An 18,921-nucleotide genomic window follows, 5' to 3' on the forward strand; every position below is an offset into this window, starting at 1 on the left:
CCGGTGGCGAGTTCCCGCACCCGCAGCCCCGTCTTGTCTTCGTAGCGTGACCCGTACACGAGCCACTTGCCGTCAGGGCTGAGCGTAGGGCGTACGGCCGACCCGTAACGCGACGACTGAACGTCGCGCTCACCCGTGTCGCGATTGTAGACGTAGATCTGATACTGCGGGAACTGCGCGTTGTAGTTCCACGCGCCGGTGCGCTGCGTGTACCAGATCGACTTGCCGTCGGCGCTGAACGCGGCGCCAGTCTGTTGCACGGCGGTGCCCGGCGCGGCGTTGGCCGGCGCCGTGTACAGCGGCATGCCGTTGCCGCCATCGGCGTGATACATCCACAGCGTGGGCAGTCCGCCGCGGAATCCGCCCTTGCTGGCCACGATGTACTGGCCGTCGGGCGACCAATCGGCCGAGAGGTACACATTCGTCTTGCCGCGCGTGATGCTCTTCACGGCCTTGGTGGCCACATCCACCACATGCACGTTGTCGGCGCCCTCCCGATCGGAGATGAACACGATCGACTTGCCGTCGGGGCTGAAGCGCGGCTGCGCGTCGAAGGCCATGCCGCTGGTAAGGCGCGTGGCATCACCGCCGGCGAAGGGCATCGTGTAGAGATCGCCGAGCATGTCGAAGGCGATGGTGGTGCCGTCGGGGCTCACGTCGAGCGAGAGCCAGGTGCCTTCGCGCGTATCGAGCGAGAACGTACGACCTGCTTCCAGCGGCAGCGGCTTTTCAGGAGCGCGCGCACCACCACGGGGAGCGGCACCTTGTCCCTGCGCGATGAATGGAGCAGACGTCGCGATCGCGGCAGCACACAGCGCGCCGAATCGCCAGAACAGACGGGACATCAGGAGCCTCCAGGGCGGGAATTACAGGTTACGAACGTCCTTCGCTCATCGCGATTACAGTCTCCCACTCGTCGGGCTGCACCGGCACCACCGAGAGCCGACCGACTTTCACCAGCGCCATATCAGCGAGCGCCGCGCTGCTCTTGATGGCCGGCAGCGCCACCGGGCTCGCCAGCTTCTTCACGGCTTTCACGTCGACCATGAACCACGTGGGCGTATCCGCATTCGATGCCGCGTCGTAGTAGTCATGCGAAGGATCGAGGGCCGTAGGATCGGGATACCCTTCACGCACCACTTCGCAGATGCCTACGATCGCCGAGGGCTCGGCGTTGGAGTGGTAGTAGAACGCGAGATCGCCCTTCTTCATGCCATCGCGCAGGAAATTGCGCGCACTCGAATTGCGCACACTGTCCCAGCAGGTCGTTTGCTTGGGTGCCGCCAGCAAGTCGTCGAACGAGAACACGTCGGGCTCGCTTTTGATCAGCCAATACCGTTGCTCGCCCGGCGCGCGCGCCGAGAACGCAGCGGCCCACGCGCCCTTTTCGTAGGGCATCGACTTGGGCGCGGCTTTCTTGGCGGGTGCCTTCGTGGCGGGGGCTTTCTTGGCGGGGGCTTTCTTCGCGGGGGACTTCTTAGCGGGCATGGAGACCGTGGTTGGGGCAGTTGCCGTTCGGCGGGGAATCACATGGCCACAGCGGCGGCGGCGATGCCGGCCGAGCGCCCCGTGGCCCACGCCCAGAGAAAGTTGTAGCCACCGATCGGGCCGAACGCGTCGAGCACTTCACCGCACAAGAATAGCCCGCGGTGCCGGCGACTTTCCATCGTGCGCGGATCCACGTCGCTCAGCGCCACCCCGCCGCCCATCACCTCGGCCTTCTTGTAGCCCTCATCGCCCTGCCACGGCAGATCGCCGCGCACGAGGACATCGATGAGCCGTAACCGTTCATCGCGACGCAGCTCGGTGAGCGGGCGGGTGGGCTCCACGTTGGCCTTGGCCAGCAGGGCCGCGGCCAACCGGTCGGGCATCTCGGCCCGCAGCGCGCCGGTGACCGTGCGCGCGCCGTGTGGCTTGAGGGCTGCCTCCCACTCTTTTTCGCCCAGCGCGGTCCACTGCACCTGCACCTTGGCCGTGGACGGCTCCCCTTTGGGCGCATGACCGGCGCGGGCGCGCACCGCCACGTGCGACACGTTCAGCACCGACGGGCCGCTGTAGCCATGGTGCGTGAACAGGAAGCCGCCGCGCCACGTAGCCTGCTGCAACGCACTCTTGGCGGTGAGCGACACGGTGAGCGAGATCCCCGACAGGTCGTTGAACGCCGCGTCGGTAGTCGTGAGGGGCGTGAGCGCAGCGTAGGTGGGGTGCATCGTGTGCCCCAGCGCCTTCAGCATGTTGAGCCCCGCGCCGTCGCTCCCGGTGTTCGGCACCGACAGACCACCAGTGGCCACGATCACGGCGTCGGCTTTGAGCACAGTGCCGTCATCGACCGTCACCTCCCAGCCGCCGTTCACCGGGGCGATATCCACCACGCGCGACTCCATGCGCAGGCGGACCCCCTGCCGACGTGCGTAGTCCAGCAGCCCGTCGCGCACATCACGCGCCTTGTGCGACGCGGGGAAGAGCTTGAGCGATTCGGTCTCTTCCTCGAGCGGAATGCCCAGGGTGTCTTCGAAAAAAGCGCGCTGCTCGGCCAGCGGCCAGGCGCGCACGATCTTCTTGAGCAGATTCGGTGAGGAATCCGTCACGAACCGGGATTCGTCCACCCGCAGCGGGAGTACGTTGCAACGACCACCGCCACTGATCAGGATCTTGCGACCGCCGTCGCGCGTGCCCTCGATCAGCAGCGTGTCCGCCCCGCCGGATGCCGCGAAGATCGCCGCCATCGAGCCGGCCGCTCCAGCTCCGATTACAATCACCCGCCGCATACGCACTCCACGCCATCGCCTGTTGAGGAACCGCTGTCCATCAGGTAAGCTAGCGCATTCGCCTGTCATGTCCTCTGCCGAGCACCTCATGTCCCGTGCCCTGATTCTGCTTCTCCTTGCCGCGACCACGCTGCAGGCCCAGACCACCGGGCGCTCCGCCGACTGGCCCGTGTACGGCGGCAGCGAGGATCACACGCACTACACCACGCTGGGCCAGATCTCGCCGGCCAACGTGAAGCAGCTGAAGGTGGCGTGGACATACGACACGAAAGACTCGTTCACCGGCTCGGAGATGCAGGCGAATCCGATCGTGATCGATGGCGTGATGTATGCCACGACGCCCAAGCTGCACGTCATCGCGCTCAACGCCGCCACCGGCGTGCCGATCTGGCGCTTTGATCCCAACAACGGAGCGCCACCGGCCTCGCGCTTCCGCCATCGCGGCGTGGTCGTGACCGGCGACCGCGTGATCTTCAATTATCGCAACCGCCTCTACGCCCTCGATCGCAAAACCGGGCGCCCCATCACGACCTTCGGCGACAGTGGATGGGTGGACCTGCGTCAAGGACTCGGCCGTCCGGTGGAAGGGCTCTCGGTAAGCGCCAGCACGCCGGGCGTGGTGTTCGAAGACCTGCTCATCATCGGCAGCTCGGTGCCTGAAGCGCTGCCCAGCGCGCCCGGTGACATCCGCGCCTTCGATATCAACACCGGCAAGCTGCGGTGGAGCTTTCACACCATTCCGCATCCCGGTGAGCCCGGCTACGAAACGTGGCCGCCCGATGCGTGGAAGATCGCTGGCGGTGCCAACGCTTGGGCCGGCGTCACGATCGATACCAAGCGGGCCATGGTGTTCGCCGCCACCGGCTCGGCGTCGTACGACTTCTACGGTGCCAACCGTCTCGGCGACAACCTGTACGCCAACAGTGTGCTGGCCCTCGATGCACGCACCGGCAAGTACGTGTGGCACTATCAAGTGCTCAAGCACGACCTGTGGGATCGCGATCTCCCGGCCGCACCAGCGCTGGTGACTATCACGCGCGGCGGTCGGAAGATCGACGCCGTGGCGCAGATCACCAAAACGGGGCACACGTGGCTCTTCGAGCGAGAGAAGGGCACGCCGCTGTTCCCGGTAGAAGAGCGCGCCATGCCCGGCATCGCCCTCGGTGACGACAAGCCCGCCTCGTCCCAGTTCTTCCCCACCATGCCGGCACCCTTCGCGCGCCAGCAGCTCACGCGCAACGATCTCACGGCCCGCACCCCGGCCGCACGAGCATCGGCGCTCAAGATCTTCAACGAGTACAAGACGGAGCATCCGTACGACGCGCCGAACACCCGTGGCACCATCGTGTATCCCGGCGTGGACGGTGGCGGTGAGTGGGGTGGACCGGCGTTCGATCCGACCACCGGCCTGCTGTACGTGAACTCGAACGAGATGGCGTGGCTGCTGAAGCTGGTGCCGCGCAGCGACAAGTCGCTGTACGCCGCCAACTGCGCCGGCTGTCACGGTGACAAGCTGCAGGGCTCGGCCGCCGGCCCCACGCTCATGGACATCGCCAAGCGCCGCTCGAAGGAGCAGCTGGCCACGATCATCAAGGAAGGCACCGGTCGCATGCCGGCCTTCGGCACCGCACTCGAAGGCGGCGCCGTGAACGACATCGTGAGCTATCTGCTGACCGGCAAGGACAACTCGGCCGCACTGGTAGGCACGACGCCGTACATGCTGCCGTATCGCACGGCGTTCTTCGACATCTTCCTCGACCACGAAGGCTATCCGGGCATCAAGCCGCCCTGGGGCACGCTCAACGCGATCGACCTGAACGCCGGCACCATCAAGTGGTCGATTCCCTTCGGTGAGTATCCCAAGCTCGCCGCCAAGGGCATCAAGAACACCGGCACCGACAACTACGGCGGCGCCATCGTGACCGAGAATGGATTGCTGATCATCGCCGCGACCACCTACGACAACAAGATCCGCGCCTACGACAAGAGCAATGGACGCCTGCTGTGGGAAGCGAAGCTGCCGGCCGCCGGTAATGCCACGCCCAGCACGTACATGGTGGATGGCAAGCAGTATCTCGTGATCGCGTGCGGTGGCGGCAAGAACGGCGCGCCCAGCGGCGGCACCTACGTGGCCTTTGCGTTGCCCTAACCGTAAAGTGCGCCGTACATTCGGCGCATGACTCCTCGCCTCACTCCCCGCCCGGCGCGAATCGCCATCGCGCTCCTGCTGGGCACCCTCGCGCCGTTGACCGCGGGTGCCCAGCGTACCGACCTGGCCGCGGTGACCGATAAGGTCTTTGCCGCGTGGAACTCCACGCACACGCCCGGATGCGCCGTCGGTATCGCACAGGGTGGCAAAGTGCTGCTCACGCGCGGCTACGGCATGGCCGATATCGCCGGGGCCCGACCGATTCTCCCCGGCACCATCCTCGAGTCAGGCTCGGTGGCCAAGCAGTTCACCGCCGCCGCCATCATGCTGTTGGTCAACGACGGCAAACTCCGCCTCGACGACGACGCGCGCACCGTGCTGCCCGAACTTCCGGTGTACGGACGCACGATCACCTTCCGCCATCTCCTCACGCACACGAGCGGACTGCGTGAGTGGAGCAACCTGGTGGCGTGGCAGGGCTGGCCGCGCGGCACACGGGTGCATACCCAAAGCGATGTGTTCGAGCTCATCACGCATCAGCGGGCGCTCAACTATCCCGTGGGCGACTACTACTCGTACACGAACTCGGGCTTTCTGCTGCTGCGCACGGTCGTGGAGCGCGTGAGCGGCATGTCGTTCGTGCAGTTCACCACGCAGCGCATCTTTGTGCCGCTCGGCATGACCAACACGCAGTGGCGCGACGACTTCACGCGCATCGTACCGGGACTCGCGCAGGCCTACTCGCGTCGGCCCGACGGCCTGCACATCGACATGCCGAACGACAACGTGATCGCCGCCGGTGGACTGCTCACGACCGTGAGCGACTGGCTCTTGTGGAACGATCATCTCACGAAGAAGACACTCGGCGCCGGCGTGGTCGATTCCCTCACGCGCCGCATGACGCTCACCAGCGGCCTCGAGATCGCCTACGCGCTCGGGCTAACCGTAAACAACTACCGCGGCCTGCGCGAGATCTCTCACAGTGGCTCCACGGCGGGCTACGGCACATATCTCGCCCGCTATCCGGAACAGAACGACCTGTCGATCGCCGTGATGTGCAACGTGGCTGGCGCCGGCGCCACCGGGCTTACTCACGCGCTGGTGGACGCCATGGTGCCGGGACTCCCACGCGCCACCGCCCCCGACACCGTGCGAACCGATGCCGCGACAATCGCCCGTCTCGCGGGGATCTATCGCGACACCCGCACCAATACGGTCACGGTGCTCGACACCGCGCGTGGTCGCTTGCGGCGTGATGGCGGCACGGCCTTCCTGCCGCTGCGCGATGGCAGCTACCAGATGGGGGGCACGCGGGTGCGATTCACCACCGACGCCAGCGGCACGCCGGTCACGATGCGCATCCCCACCTCCGACGGCGACACGGTGGTGCACGCCTTCATGGCCGCCGAACGCTGGAAGCCGAGCGCCGCGGAGCTCGCCAGCATCGCGGGCCGGTACCGGAACGACGAGATCGACGTCACGTTCACCGTTGGCATCGCGGGGGATCGCGTTACCGTCAGCCCCCGCGTCGGTGTGGCGGATACGCTGGCGGCGACCTATCGCGACGCCTTCGGCGGCAGCGAGGAGACCGTCTGGTTCGTGCGCGACAAGCAGGGGCGTGTGTCGGCCATGCATTTCGGCAGTGGTCGTGCTTGGGATTTCGTGTCATCCCGGGTGAAGTAGGCCTCAACACCGTAGTTTCCAGAATGCCGATTGTCTTTCCTTTCGATCCCAACATCGAGCGCGCCGCGACCATTCCGGCACGCTTGTACAACGACCCCGTGTATCTCGAACTGGAGATGGAGCGCGTCTTTGCGCACACGTGGCAGCTCGTGGGGCGGGTCGATCAGGTGGCCGAGCACGGCCAGTTCCTCACGGCGGAGGTGGGGAACGACAGCATCGTGGTGCTGCGCGACGGCGACACACTGCGCGGCTTCCACAACGTGTGCCTGCACCGCGCCGGCCCGATCGCGCACGGCTGCGGCAAGCGCAACACGCTGCAGTGTCGCTATCACGGCTGGACGTACGGACTCGACGGCGCGCTGCAGCGCGCCCCGGGCATGGAAGGCGTGGAATCGTTCCGCCCCGCCGACATGCACCTGGTGCCGGTGAAGGTCACGACGTGGGGACCGCTGGTATTCGCGAACCTCGACGGCAAGGCGCCGCCGCTCGTCGACATGATGGAAGATATTCCCGCGCGTGTGCAGGCGTTCGGCTGCGAGTCGATGCAGTACGTGATGTCGCGTAGCTGGGACATCGCGTGCAACTGGAAGGTGTACGTGGACAACTTCCTCGAGGGGTACCACGTGCCCGTCGTGCATCCGGGATTACACAAGGAGCTCGACATGGACCACTACCGCGTGGAGCCTCGTCGATACTTCTCCATTCAGCATGCGCCGCTGCGTCCGGTGCATGGCGGCAATCCGGATCGCATCTACAATCCGAGTGCCACCGACACGCCGGAAGCGGTGTACGTGTGGATGTTCCCGAACATCATGCTGAACGTGTACCTCGGACAGATGCAAACAAACGTGGTCATTCCCATGGGCCACGATCGCTGTCGTGTGGTGTTCGACTGGTACGCCACGAACCCGCCCACCGACGCCGCCACAGATCCCGCCTGGACGAAGCTCCTGGCCTTCAGCGCGGAGGTGCAGGACGAGGACATCGAGATCTGTGAGACGGTGCAGCGGAATCTCCGTTCGCGTGTGTACGACCGCGGCCGCTACTCGGCGCGCCACGAGAACGGCGTGCACCATTTCCATTCGCTGCTTCACGAATTCCTGACCTGATCACGTGTCCGCTCTGTTCTCTCCGCTTACCCTCCGCTCCCTCACGCTGCGCAATCGCGTGGGCGTATCCCCGATGTGTCAGTACTCCAGCGAGGACGGCTTCGCGACCGACTGGCACCTCGTGCATCTGGGCGCGTTTGCGACCGGCGGGGCCGGGCTCGTACTGACCGAGGCGGCGGCGGTCACGCCGGAAGGGCGCATTAGCCCGCACGACCTGGGCATCTGGGACGACGCACACATTCCGATGCTGCGGCACATCACCGCGTTCTGCCGGGCGCAGGGCGCGGTCATGGGTATTCAGCTGGCGCACGCGGGTCGCAAGGCCAGCACGCGTCGCCCGTGGGAGCAACCGGCCGGTGCCGTGCCGCTTGCGGAAGGCGGATGGGACAACGTGATGGCGCCCAGCGCCGTGCCGTTTGCACCGACCTACCCGTTGCCGCAGGAACTCTCGCTCGACGGTATCGCGCAGGTGATCGCGTCGTTCCGCGCCGCCGCCAACCGCGCCCTCGCCGCCGGATTCCAGGTGGTCGAGCTGCATGCGGCGCACGGCTATCTGCTGCACGAGTTCCTGTCGCCGCTCGCCAACGCGCGCACCGATCGCTACGGTGGCTCGTTCGAGAACCGCACACGCCTGCTGCTCGAGGTCACCGACGCGGTGCGCGCGGTGTGGCCCGATGAGCTGCCGCTCATCGTGCGCATCTCGGCCACCGACTGGGCCGACGGTGGCTGGACCGTCGACGAGTCGGTACAGCTCGCCTCGCTATTGAAGGCGCGCGGTGTGGACCTCATCGATTGCTCGTCAGGTGGTCTGGCCGCGCATCAGCAGATCGCGATCGGCCCCGGCTATCAGGTGCCGTTCGCGCACCGCATTCGCGCCGAGACGGGTGTGCCCACGGCGGCCGTCGGGCTCATCACCGACGCCGCGCAGGCCGAGCAGGTCGTGGCGGACGGCAGCGCCGACGTGGTGTTGCTGGCCCGCGAACTACTGCGCAATCCGCGGTGGCCGCTCATGGCGGCCCACGCGCTCGGCGCCAGCATCACGTGGCCGCCGCAGTATGAGCGCGCGCGTCTGCGCTCGTGACGTGAAGCGGACGTTCGCGGAAAAGCCCGCGTGACGCTCTCGAGCATTTCGACCGCGGACGCGCTGGCATGAGCCGGGTCTTCCTCGCCGTGGAGTCCGCTCCCACCCGCTACTGGAGTCCCCTAGTGCCACATCAACGTCGAAGTCTGCCGGCCTGGATCGTCGGCCTGTCGCTCCTCCTTGGAAGCCCCGCCGCATCCCTGCCGGCGCAGGGCGCGCGCGCGGCCATCGAACGCTCGACCCGTGACTGGCTCGCGGCCGTGAAGGTCGACTCCATCGGGCTCACGCGAACCGATCTGCGCATCCTGGGTGACGTGGCCATCGAGATCGGCACCGTCCGCACCGCCTCCACGCCGCGGGGCGGGACCACCAGCACGGTCGATCACGCCGACTATCTCACCGTCTGGCACCGGCAGCGGGACAGCGGCTGGAAGATCGTGCGGGACATGACGAGCCCCCTGCCACGGCCGGCCGCCGCTGCGCGGTAAAGGGCGTCGGGGGCGCTCACCAATTCGGCGGGGGCTGCGCACCGTGCCACGGTCTCGCCCGCACGGCCCACGAGTCCGCCGCGTATTTTTCTGCATGACCACTGCCATGGCCCATGACTGATTTCGCCGCCGCGCTCGCGACCGCCCTCGGCCCCGCCTACCGACTCGAACGCGAGCTCGGCGGCGGGGGCATGAGTCGGGTCTTCCTCGCCGTGGAGACCGCCCTCGGCCGCCGCGTCGTGATCAAGGTGCTCCCGCCCGACGCGGTCGCCAGCGTCAATGCCGACCGCTTCCGGCGCGAGATCCAAATGGCGGCGCAGCTCCAGCATCCCGCCATTGTGCCGCTGCTGTCGGCTGGGAGCGGGGACGGCCTGCTCTGGTACGTCATGCCCTTTGTCGACGGGGCCTCGCTGCGCGCCAAGCTCGCGCGCGCGGGGCAGCTCCCGCTCGACGAGGCCGTGCGGGCGTGGCGTGACCTCCTCGAGGCCCTCGAGTACGCGCATGCGCAGAACGTCGTGCACCGCGACATCAAGCCCGAGAACATCATGCTCAGCGGGCGCCATGCGGTGGTGCTCGACTTCGGCGTGGCCAAGGCCGTCTCGGCCTCCACCGGCGTCACCGCCGCCGGAATGACGGGCCTCGGCATGGCCATCGGCACCCCCGCCTACATGGCCCCGGAGCAGATCGCCGGCGAGGCCGGTGCCGACGGCCGGCTCGACCTCTACGCCGCCGGGCTCGTGATGTACGAGATGCTCACTGGCCGCGCGCCCTTCGAGGCCACCACTGCCAGCGAGATCATGGCGGCGCACATCGCCCGGCCACCGGCGCCCCTCGGCCCCATCCGACCGGGGCTGCCAGCCGCGCTCGAGCGGCTGGTGATGCAGTGCCTCGAGAAGAGCCCTTCCGCACGCCCCCGGTCGGCGGCCGATGTGCTCCAGGCGCTCGACGCCATGAGCGGCGACATCTCCGGCGCCCGCACGCCGTCGGCCGTCCAGCCGCCGCCCACCGCGTCCGCCTCAGCTCGGCGTCGCATGCCGCGCGCGCTCTTGGCCGCGGTCGGAGTCGGCGGGCTCGCCGCCGTGGCGTTTGCCGGCTACCGGTATCGCGAACAGCGCGCCGAGGCCGTGGCGCGACTGGGCGAGACGCTCGCCGACTCTTCGCGCCTCGCCGTGCTGTTCCTGCCCACGGTGTCTGACCCCGCCGACAGCGTGCTGGCGCGCGGCCTCGCCAGTGCCGTGCTCAATGCTGCCCAGAGCGATCGCCGCTTGCTCCCGCTGGGCGACCAGCGGGCGATCTCGATGGCGCTCGAGTTGGGGTTGGAGCCCGGCACCGTGAGCCGCGACACGCTTTTTGCCATGGCGCGTGACCTCGGCCTGCATGGCACCGTGTCGCAAGCCGTCGCCCGCGTGGGGAGCGGGTTCCTCTTCAGTACCGAAGCCCGGGTCACCGCGAACGACAGCGCCCTCTTTCGCCTCGAGGTCTCCGCCGCCGACGCCGCCGGCGTGTCCGCCGCCATGCAGTCGCTGGCCGAGCAGACCCGCGTCGGGTTGGTCCGGGCCTTCAGCCGCCTCCCGCGGCCGCAGGCCACGGGGAAGCTCATTGGCACCACCCCCGAGGCGGCGCGCCTCTGGACGGAGGCTCAGGAACTGCTCGACCGGCAGGACTATCTCCCCGCCGCCGACAAGCTGCGGGCGGCGGTGGCGCTCGACAGCACGTTCGCCGGCGGCTGGAGCCTCCTTTCCATTGTGCTAGGCAATGCCGGTGTCCGCCCGCAGGAACGGTTCGTGGCCATGCGCGAGGCGTACCTGCACCGCGACGGAGTGCGCTCCAAGTGGACCCGTTCACTGGCCACCGCGCCGTACCTCCGTTCAGTTGGGCGGCCCGCCGAGGCCATCGAGGTGCTGTCGGCCGGGGCCCTGCGTGACCCGGGGCAGTTCCGCGGAAACACCGAGAACGAGATCGCGCTGGCGTACTCGGGGCTGCGCCGCCCCGACCTGGCCGCCCGCTACTACGCCGCCGCCCGCGATTCGACGCGCCGCGCCCCATCCGTCAGCGACCGGAACCTCCTGAGTGCGCTACTCGCGTCCGGCCAGGTCGACGAGGCACGCCGGGAGTTGGCCCAGTACGCCGCCCGCGCCGATGCCTCGAACGACTACGTGCAACGCATGCGGCAGGAGTTGGCCTTTGCGCTGCGCGACGTCGACAGCGCGCAGGCCATTGCCGCCGCGCGGATTGCGGCGGCACAGTCCTCCGCCGTAAAGCTCATCGCCGGCCGGGCGCTCCGAAACGCCCTGATCGCCGGTGGGCGGCTCGACTCGGCGTGGCGGGTCGAGCGCCGCCGTCGGGAGATCCTGACCGGCGTGTACGATACCGCGTCGCTGCTGGCGGCCGAGGTCACGGAGGCGCTGGCGCGCGCCGAGTTCGGCGAGGGCGCCGGCGCGGGGCCCCGTCTCGAACCCATCCTGCGGGATGGGCGCTGGCAGGCCTTGGCACCGCTCGATCGGCCGTACAGCGGCCTCGTGAGTGCCTTGGCCGCCACCGGCCGCGTCGCCGACGCCCGGCGGGTGCTGGCCGAATGGAGCGCGAGCATGCCCCCCGACCTGGCGCGCGTGCAGGGCTGGTCCATCGCGACCGCGCGCGGGGAGGTGTACCTGGCCGAGAAGAACGGGGCTGCCGCCCTCGCCGCGTTCCGTGCCGGCGACTCCGTGAACTGCGTCCCCTGCGCCTGGCCCGGCTACGCGCGCGCCTACGACCTCATGGGCAAGCGCGACTCGGCCATCTTTTGGTATGAGAAGTACCTCGCCGCTACCTCGGTGGCGCTCGCCGATTCATCCCACGCGCGGCTGCTCGCCCAAGGGTACCGCCGCCTCGGCGAGTTGCACGAAGACGCCGGCCACACCAAACAGGCGCTCCAGCGCTACAGCGACTTCGTGGCGCTCTGGAAGAATGCGGACCCGTCGCTCCAGCCGGCCGTGACGGCCGCGCGCGAGCGCATCGCGCGGCTCCAGGCCAAGCGGAACTGACCAGCGGGCGACAATGGTCGAGATTCGATGTCTCGATCACTCCGGCGTGCAGCCGCCGCCCGTTGTGAGCAACCTCCTTGTCATCTACCGCTAGCCCGTCATGCCAACCAACCGACGCAATCACTATCGGCTGCTTCATGTGCAGCCGGATGCGCCGACCGAGGTGATCCGGGCCGCGTACCGGGCCCTGATCGCGGTGCGTCATCCCGACGTCGGAGGTGACGGGTATCAGGCGACGCTGCTGAACGACGCCTATGCCGTGCTGTCCGATCCGGCGAAACGGGCGGCGTATGATGCCCGTCGCGCGTCACGCGCCGCATCACGCCAGCGTACCTCGAGTACGGTGGCCACCGAACTGGTCCCTCCACCGGCGAATGCCTGCCCGATGTGCCGCCTCGGTCTTCCGGGGCGCATCGGACGTGACACACGATGCGCGCGTTGCCGTGCGCCGCTGTCGCCGGCGCTCGCCGCCGATGCGCGCGCCATGCCGATGGATCGCCGCGGCATCCCGCGCGTAAGCAAGTCGGACTGGGCGATCATGCACGTAGATGGGCAGGCCGACGCGATCGATGTGCGGCTGCGTGATCTCTCGCTCGACGGCATCGGCGTGTACAGCGGCCTCGAACTGCCGCTGCACGGGATCGTACGCATTGTCGGTCAGTCCTTCGATGTGGTGGCCATGGTCGTCGGCTGCCGACGCCTCGACGCCGTCTTCACGGTCCATGCGCAACTCGTAACCGCACTCTTCGCCGGCCCCACCGGCGGTTTCGTCTCGGCCACCGCGTAACCAGCGCGTCTCACGGCAGAGAAAAGCCGAACGCGTATAGGGCATTCCGGGAGCCGGAACGTAGATTGCACCGACGGTCGCATCACGCTCCCGCCCTTTCACGACGCCCATGCATCAGCACCCGTCCATGTTCGGCCATGCGAAGGAAGACAGTGTGACCGGCTTCGTTGTCTTCCTCGTCGCCCACGTTCGCCCTCGAAGCGCGCCAATGTGATCGCCGGCGTGTTCATTGCAACTCTGCCCCTCGGACTGTAACCTACAGCAGTGTACTCCGTGGCGTTTCGGTGTGGTGTCTCGCCACGACGTCGGGCGTCGTGGCGCCCTGAACGGCCTTCGCCAACCCAATCCCGCACCTTAACATGAACCGAAGCTCGGGCATCACGGCATTTCCGACGACCCCTGTCGGCAGGCTGAAGCTGTTCTTCACGTTCTTCGATTCGCGCTGGGAAGACCTAACCCGCGAGAACTGGGGCAAGGTCGTCTATAAGGACTTCAGCGCCGGCCTGATCGTGGCGATGACCGCGATCCCGATGGCGATGGGCTTCGCGATCGCGATGGGTATGCGCCCCGAGCACGGCATCATCGCCGGCGCCCTCGCCTGCCTGGTAGGGCGGACCTTCGGCGGATCCAAGTATCAGGTGTACGGACCGACCGCCGCGTTTATTCCGATCATCGCGGCCGTGATCACTAAGTACAGTGACCCGGCCACGGGTGGTTCCTTCGAGTCGGCTCACGCCTTCCTCGTGTTCGTCTCGATTCTCTCCGGCATCGTCCTGATCGTGATGGGCATCTTCGGCGTAGGCAAGTACGCGAAGCTCGTGCCGAACTCGATCATCGTGGGATTCACCGTCGGCATCGCAGTGGCCATTGCGCTGTCAAACTTCAAGGATATCCTCGGTCTCGCGTCGTTCTCCGATCTGGTAGGCACCACCTCAGTGGGATTCCTCGCCAAGCTCGATGCGGCGCGGGCCAACCGCGATATGATCAACGTCTGGGCGATCCTCATCGGCATCCTCACCTTCGCGATCACCAAGACCCTGCTGCGCATCTCGGTGTATATCCCCGGTCCGGTCATTGCGATGGGCACGGCCACCCTGCTCGCCGCCACCGTACTCGCCGACAAGAAGATCCTGCTCGTGAAGGACCTGTACGGATCCATTCCAAGTAACCTTTTCAAGCTCCAGCTCCCTGGTTTTCCAGATATGACTGGGGCACTGGCGTTTGACATTGTTTACTTCGTGGCGGCCATCGTCTTCGTCTCCGGCGTAGAGAGCATCCTCTGCTCGTCGATGGCCGACAAGCTGGCGAAGAATACGCGCACGCCGTTCAACCCGGATAAGGAGTTCTTCGGGCAAGGGCTGGTGCAGATCATTACGCCGCTCGTGCAGGGCTTCCCGTGTACCGGCGCGCTCGCTCGGACGGCCACCAGCATCAAGGCCGGCGCCACCACGCCGCTGGCCGGCTACTTCAAGGCCGTGCTGAAGCTGACGATGGCCTACTTCTTGGCGCAGTACCTCGAACTCATTCCGATGGCCTGCATCGGCGGCATCCTCGTCTGGGTGGCCAGCAACATGATCAAGGTGTCGGAGATCAAGGAAATCCGTCACCTCGGTAAGTTTGAGTTCTCGATGATGGTGTACACCGCGTTGATGGTGCCGCTGACCGACTTCCTGACCGGCGTGCTCTCGGCACTCGTGATCTACTTTATCGTGCGTAAGGTGTTTGTCGAAAAGGTCATGGCGTAAGAATTCCGCGGCTGACCAGTCGATGGTGGCACCACGCGCACAGGGTGAGACCATCAGCGGTCTGGATGTATCGCTCCGTGAGAGTCAACCGGCAGGATGAGTAGACGATTTCGGTTCCTGCCGGTATGCTGTTCCACATGACCACTCCCGCAAGACCCGTCTGCCTCATCACCGGTGCGGCCACCGGTATCGGCGCCGCCTGCGCCCGCACCTTCGCCCGCCACGGCTGGGACGTCGGCATCTGCTCGCTCGACGACGACACCCGCCCCGCCGCCGACGCGGTAGCGGCCGAATGCGCCGCGCTCGGCGCGCGGGCCGAGGTGGTGCTGCTCAACGTCACCAGCGACGACAGCTGCCGCGCGGCCGCGTCCACCATGCGCGCGCATTTCGGACGCACCGATGCGCTGGTGAATTGCGCCGGGACCACGCGCTTCATTCCGCACGCCGATCTGGAGGCACTGCCCGACAGTGAGTTCGCGCGCACGTACGACGTGAATCTCACCGGCACCTTTCGCATGATCCGCGCCTCTCGCGATCTGCTGCGCGAGTCGGGGCGCGGGGCGGTGGTGAATCTCTCCAGCATCGCCGGCACGGCGGGGCTGGGGTCGAGTGTGGCCTATGCCGCGTCGAAGGGCGCCGTGAGTACGCTCACGCTGTCATTGGCCCGCGCCCTCGCGCCGGACATCCGCGTGAACGCGATCGCCCCCGGTTATGTGAGCGGTGGTTTGCCCAGTCGCGTGCTCGACGGCGACAAACTGAAAGCGGTGGAAGAGAAGTATCTGGTCACGCAGGCGCTGCCGCGGCTGCTGCAGGTGGACGAGGTGGCGGGGCTGGCGTACTTCCTCGTGGCCGGCGCCCCCGGCATTACCGGCGAAGTGATTCGCATGGACAACGGGTTGCACCTTTATGCCTGAGTCCACGGGCACCGCGATGTCACCGCGCATCGGATTCATCGGCACGGGGCTCATTGGCACGCCGATGGTGCAGCGCTTGCTCGAGTGCGGGCTGTCGGTAACGGTGTGGAACCGTACGCCAGACAAAGCCACCCCACTCGTGCTCGACGGCGCGGCGTTGGCCGAGTCGCCGCGCGCGCTGGCCGAGTCGTGCGACATCGTGTGCTTATGCCTCACGAACACGACGGCGGTGCACGACGTGGTGTTCGGGGTGCAGGGCATCGACGCCGTGCTGCGCACAGGTCAACTGCTCATCGATCTGTCGAGTATCGCTCCCGACGCCACGCGCGAGATGGCAGAGCGGTTGGCGAGCGCGTGCGGCGCGCGATGGATCGACGCCCCGGTGTCCGGTGGCTTGCCACTGGCGCGCGCCGGTCGGCTCATCGTATTTGCCGGTGGCGACGCCCACGATATCGCGCGCGCGGCGCCGGTGTTCGACGCTCTGTCGCAGCGTGTGACGCACATGGGCGGACACGGCGCCGGTCAGCTGGCGAAGAGCTGCAATCAGATGATCGTGGCGTGCAATCTGGTGACGATCGCCGAGATGCTGGCGTTCGCGACTACATCTGGCATCGATGCCGCGCAGCTGCCGGGCGCATTGGCCGGTGGCTTTGCCGACTCGCTGCCGCTGCAGATTTTCGGACCGCGCATGGCGGCAGGCGTAGACAGCCCGCGGATCGGCGGACTGGGCACCTTCCGCAAGGATATCGATCAAGTGGTGCGTCTGGCCGGCGAGTGCGGGGCGTATGCGCCGATGGCAACGCGCGCCGCCGAGGTGATGTTGGAAGCCAGCCGCACGGAGCAGATCGGGGCCGATCCCGATGTGTCGCGCATGATCGCCCTCTTCCTCGAGCGGGCCGCGACCAGCGACGCCTCGGGGACGCCGTGATGCACGCATGACCAAGCGCTTCCGCTCGGCTAACATCCACGAGGGGATGCTGCGCGCCCCCACTCGCGCATTTCTGCAGGCGCTCGGGCAGGACGACGACGAGATCGCGCGTCCGCACATCGGCGTGTTCCATACCGGCGGCGAGATGAGCCCGTGCAATATGCTGCTGCGCGATCAGGCGCTGCATGCGAAAACGGGGATCTACGCCGCCGGTGGCATGCCGCACGAATGTCCGGTGGCGTCGGTGTCGGATGGGTTGTCGATTGCGCACAGCGGCATGCGCTTTTCGCTGGTGTCGCGCGAGATCATCGCCGACAGCGTGGAAGCCTCCACGCGCGGCCATCAGTGGGACGGCATCTTCGCGATCGGTGGCTGCGACAAGAATCTGCCCGGGCTCATGATGGGCATCGTGCGCTGCAACGTGCCCGGCGTGTTCGTGCACGGTGGCGCCGCGCTGCCAGGGCATTTCCGCGGGCGCGACACGAACATCGGCGAGACGTACGAGATGATCGGCAAGGTGCTCGCCAACGAAGCGACGCCGGACGATCTGCAGGAGATCACGCGTTCGTGCCTGCCCACGGCGGGATCGTGCGCCGGGCAGTTCACGGCGAACACGATGGGCATGGTGTCGGAGGCGCTTGGGCTCGCACCCATCGGCTCGAGCATGATCCCGGCCGTGTACAGCGAGCGTGCGCCGCTCATGCGACGCGCCGGCGTAGCGCTGATGCGCGCCGTCATGGGCGACGGTCCGTTGCCGCGCGATATCGTCACGCGCGAGTCCCTCGAGAACGCGTGCGCGGTGGTGTCGGCCACGGGCGGCTCCACCAACGCGGCGTTGCATCTGCCGGCCATCGCGCACGAAGCCGGCATCCGCTTCCACCTGGACGACGTGGCGGCGGTCTTCGCGCGCACACCCCTCATTGCCGACCTGCAGCCGGGTGGCCGCTTCCTGGCGCGCGACCTGTACCACGTGGGCGGCGCCGGCGTGGTGTTGCGAGCGCTGCTGGAGGCGGGCGCGCTGCATGGCGACTGTATCACGTTCACCGGGCGCACCCTGGCCCAGGAACTGGAGAGCGCGACGCTCCCCGATGGTGAGGTGGTACGTACGGTGGCGAATGCGCGCTCGGCAAACGGCGGCGTCACCATGCTCACGGGCAACCTCTGCCCCGACGGCGCGCTGCTGAAGACGGCGGGACTGGCCACGCTGGTGCATCGCGGCCCGGCGCGGGTGTTCGAGTCGGAGGAACAGGCGCAGGCGGCCGTGCGCGACCGGCGCTACGCGCGCGGCGACGTGCTCGTGATCCGCAACGAAGGCCCCCGGGGCGGCCCGGGCATGCGCGAAATGCTCGGCATCACCGCGCTGATCTACGGACAGGGAATGGGCGCCGACGTGGCGCTGCTGACCGACGGCCGCTTCAGCGGCGCCACCCGTGGCCTGTGCATAGGCCATGCGGGGCCGGAAGCGGCCGACAGAGGCCCGATCGCCCTGCTCCGCGACGGTGACATCATCTCGATCGACGCGCGCCCTGAGGCGCGCCGTATCGCCGTAGAACTGAGCGCCGAGGAGTTGGCCGCGCGCTTAGCGGCGTTACCGGTGGGCGTCGCGCCGCGGCTCGGTGGCGTGCTGGAGAAGTACACCCGCCTGGTGGGCCCGGCGCATCAGGGCGCGGTCACGCACTCGGGAGCGGTGGAGTGGCCGGCGGACGGCTAGCTACCGCGGTGCCGCGGGCATGGCGGGCAGGCACATCACGAACATCTGGTAGCGGGTCTGCCCCGCCGGCACCCGCAGCGCGTCGTTCACCCGCTGCTCGGCGTCGGTGCCCAGTAGCGCTTCGGCGTTGATGTTGAACAGGCAGTCCGACCGCTCCCAGCGAAAGCGCAACGATCCCTCGTTCGGGGAATCACGCGGCTCCGGCGTACGTGCCCACTTCGCCGCGCGCAGCAGCTCGTAGAAGCGCACCGCTTCCCGGCCAACACCGATTTCGGTACCACCGGCGGCGGTGACGCGGCAGCCGGGCACCCGCTTCTGCGTGCGCCAATCGTCAATCGTATCGACCTCGACCTCGGCGATCATGTGCCGTTCATCGCGCAAGAAGCGCGCCGCCGCCTCACAGTGCGACGTATCGGCAACGAGTGGCGCGACCATCATCGCCAGCAGGGCAGCCATCACCATCGAGTCGATTCCCTCCGCACCGCAGCACGCGGTGCTAGAATACGCGGATCGTTGGCCAGCGCGGCTCAGCGCG

At 67.5% G+C, this 18,921-nt stretch carries 15 protein-coding genes; 11 read left to right on the top strand and 4 right to left on the bottom strand.

Annotation, left to right across the window (positions count from 1 at the left end; all coding sequences use genetic code 11):
• From ACIRA7_RS02990 to ACIRA7_RS03000, 3 genes are all read right to left on the bottom strand, one after another.
• Window positions 1-845 (bottom strand): TolB family protein (locus tag ACIRA7_RS02990; RefSeq protein ID WP_396219317.1); only part of this gene is annotated, 845 nt, incomplete at its 3' end.
• A 28-nt stretch (window positions 846-873) separates the two neighbouring features.
• On the bottom strand, window positions 874-1,398 hold the full coding sequence (locus tag ACIRA7_RS02995; RefSeq protein WP_396219375.1) for an EVE domain-containing protein: 525 nt from the start codon (window positions 1,396-1,398) through the stop codon (window positions 874-876).
• Window positions 1,399-1,526: 128 nt separating this feature from the next.
• Window positions 1,527-2,768, bottom strand: coding sequence for an NAD(P)/FAD-dependent oxidoreductase (locus ACIRA7_RS03000; protein WP_396219318.1), 1,242 nt, complete (start codon window positions 2,766-2,768; stop codon window positions 1,527-1,529).
• 88 nt (window positions 2,769-2,856) lie between these two features.
• Here ACIRA7_RS03000 and ACIRA7_RS03005 point away from each other — a divergent pair, with 88 nt between their 5' ends.
• The 11 genes from ACIRA7_RS03005 (at window position 2,857) to ACIRA7_RS03055 (ending at window position 18,386) form a co-directional block, all read left to right on the top strand.
• On the top strand, window positions 2,857-4,917 hold the full coding sequence (locus ACIRA7_RS03005) for a PQQ-binding-like beta-propeller repeat protein (protein WP_396219319.1): 2,061 nt from the start codon (window positions 2,857-2,859) through the stop codon (window positions 4,915-4,917).
• A gap of 27 nt (window positions 4,918-4,944) precedes the next feature.
• Window positions 4,945-6,600: a serine hydrolase domain-containing protein gene (locus ACIRA7_RS03010; RefSeq protein WP_396219320.1), complete on the top strand. Its 1,656-nt coding sequence runs from the start codon at window positions 4,945-4,947 to the stop codon at window positions 6,598-6,600.
• 23 nt (window positions 6,601-6,623) lie between these two features.
• Window positions 6,624-7,709 carry an aromatic ring-hydroxylating dioxygenase subunit alpha gene (locus tag ACIRA7_RS03015; protein ID WP_396219321.1) on the top strand — a complete coding sequence of 362 codons (1,086 nt, stop codon included), beginning with the start codon at window positions 6,624-6,626 and terminating at the stop codon, window positions 7,707-7,709.
• Between the two features lie 4 nt (window positions 7,710-7,713).
• Entirely contained in the window at window positions 7,714-8,790 is a 1,077-nt protein-coding gene (locus ACIRA7_RS03020) for an NADH:flavin oxidoreductase/NADH oxidase (RefSeq protein WP_396219322.1), read from the top strand.
• A gap of 125 nt (window positions 8,791-8,915) precedes the next feature.
• On the top strand, window positions 8,916-9,278 hold the full coding sequence (locus tag ACIRA7_RS03025) for a YybH family protein (protein WP_396219323.1): 363 nt from the start codon (window positions 8,916-8,918) through the stop codon (window positions 9,276-9,278).
• Window positions 9,279-9,391: 113 nt separating this feature from the next.
• A complete protein-coding gene (locus ACIRA7_RS03030; RefSeq protein WP_396219324.1) occupies window positions 9,392-12,301 on the top strand; it encodes a protein kinase in 2,910 nt (969 codons plus the stop codon).
• 100 nt (window positions 12,302-12,401) lie between these two features.
• A complete protein-coding gene (locus ACIRA7_RS03035) occupies window positions 12,402-13,088 on the top strand; it encodes a J domain-containing protein (RefSeq protein WP_396219325.1) in 687 nt (228 codons plus the stop codon).
• Between the two features lie 359 nt (window positions 13,089-13,447).
• Complete coding sequence (locus ACIRA7_RS03040; protein WP_396219326.1) at window positions 13,448-14,833, top strand: SulP family inorganic anion transporter; 1,386 nt, start codon at window positions 13,448-13,450, stop codon at window positions 14,831-14,833.
• Window positions 14,834-14,970: 137 nt separating this feature from the next.
• On the top strand, window positions 14,971-15,747 hold the full coding sequence (locus ACIRA7_RS03045; protein ID WP_396219327.1) for an SDR family NAD(P)-dependent oxidoreductase: 777 nt from the start codon (window positions 14,971-14,973) through the stop codon (window positions 15,745-15,747).
• Window positions 15,740-16,675, top strand: a complete 936-nt coding sequence (locus tag ACIRA7_RS03050; RefSeq protein WP_396219328.1) for an NAD(P)-dependent oxidoreductase — start codon at window positions 15,740-15,742, stop codon at window positions 16,673-16,675. The genes ACIRA7_RS03045 and ACIRA7_RS03050 overlap by 8 nt, the downstream gene beginning before the upstream one ends.
• A 7-nt stretch (window positions 16,676-16,682) precedes the next feature.
• Window positions 16,683-18,386 carry a dihydroxy-acid dehydratase gene (locus ACIRA7_RS03055; protein WP_396219329.1) on the top strand — a complete coding sequence of 568 codons (1,704 nt, stop codon included), beginning with the start codon at window positions 16,683-16,685 and terminating at the stop codon, window positions 18,384-18,386.
• On the opposite strand, the gene ACIRA7_RS03060 is transcribed toward ACIRA7_RS03055, so the two are convergent.
• Complete coding sequence (locus tag ACIRA7_RS03060; RefSeq protein ID WP_396219330.1) at window positions 18,387-18,848, bottom strand: hypothetical protein; 462 nt, start codon at window positions 18,846-18,848, stop codon at window positions 18,387-18,389.
• Between the last annotated feature and the right edge of the window lie 73 nt (window positions 18,849-18,921).

The organism is Gemmatimonas sp. (genome assembly GCF_044376735.1).
Taxonomy (GTDB): Bacteria; Gemmatimonadota; Gemmatimonadetes; order Gemmatimonadales; family Gemmatimonadaceae; genus Gemmatimonas.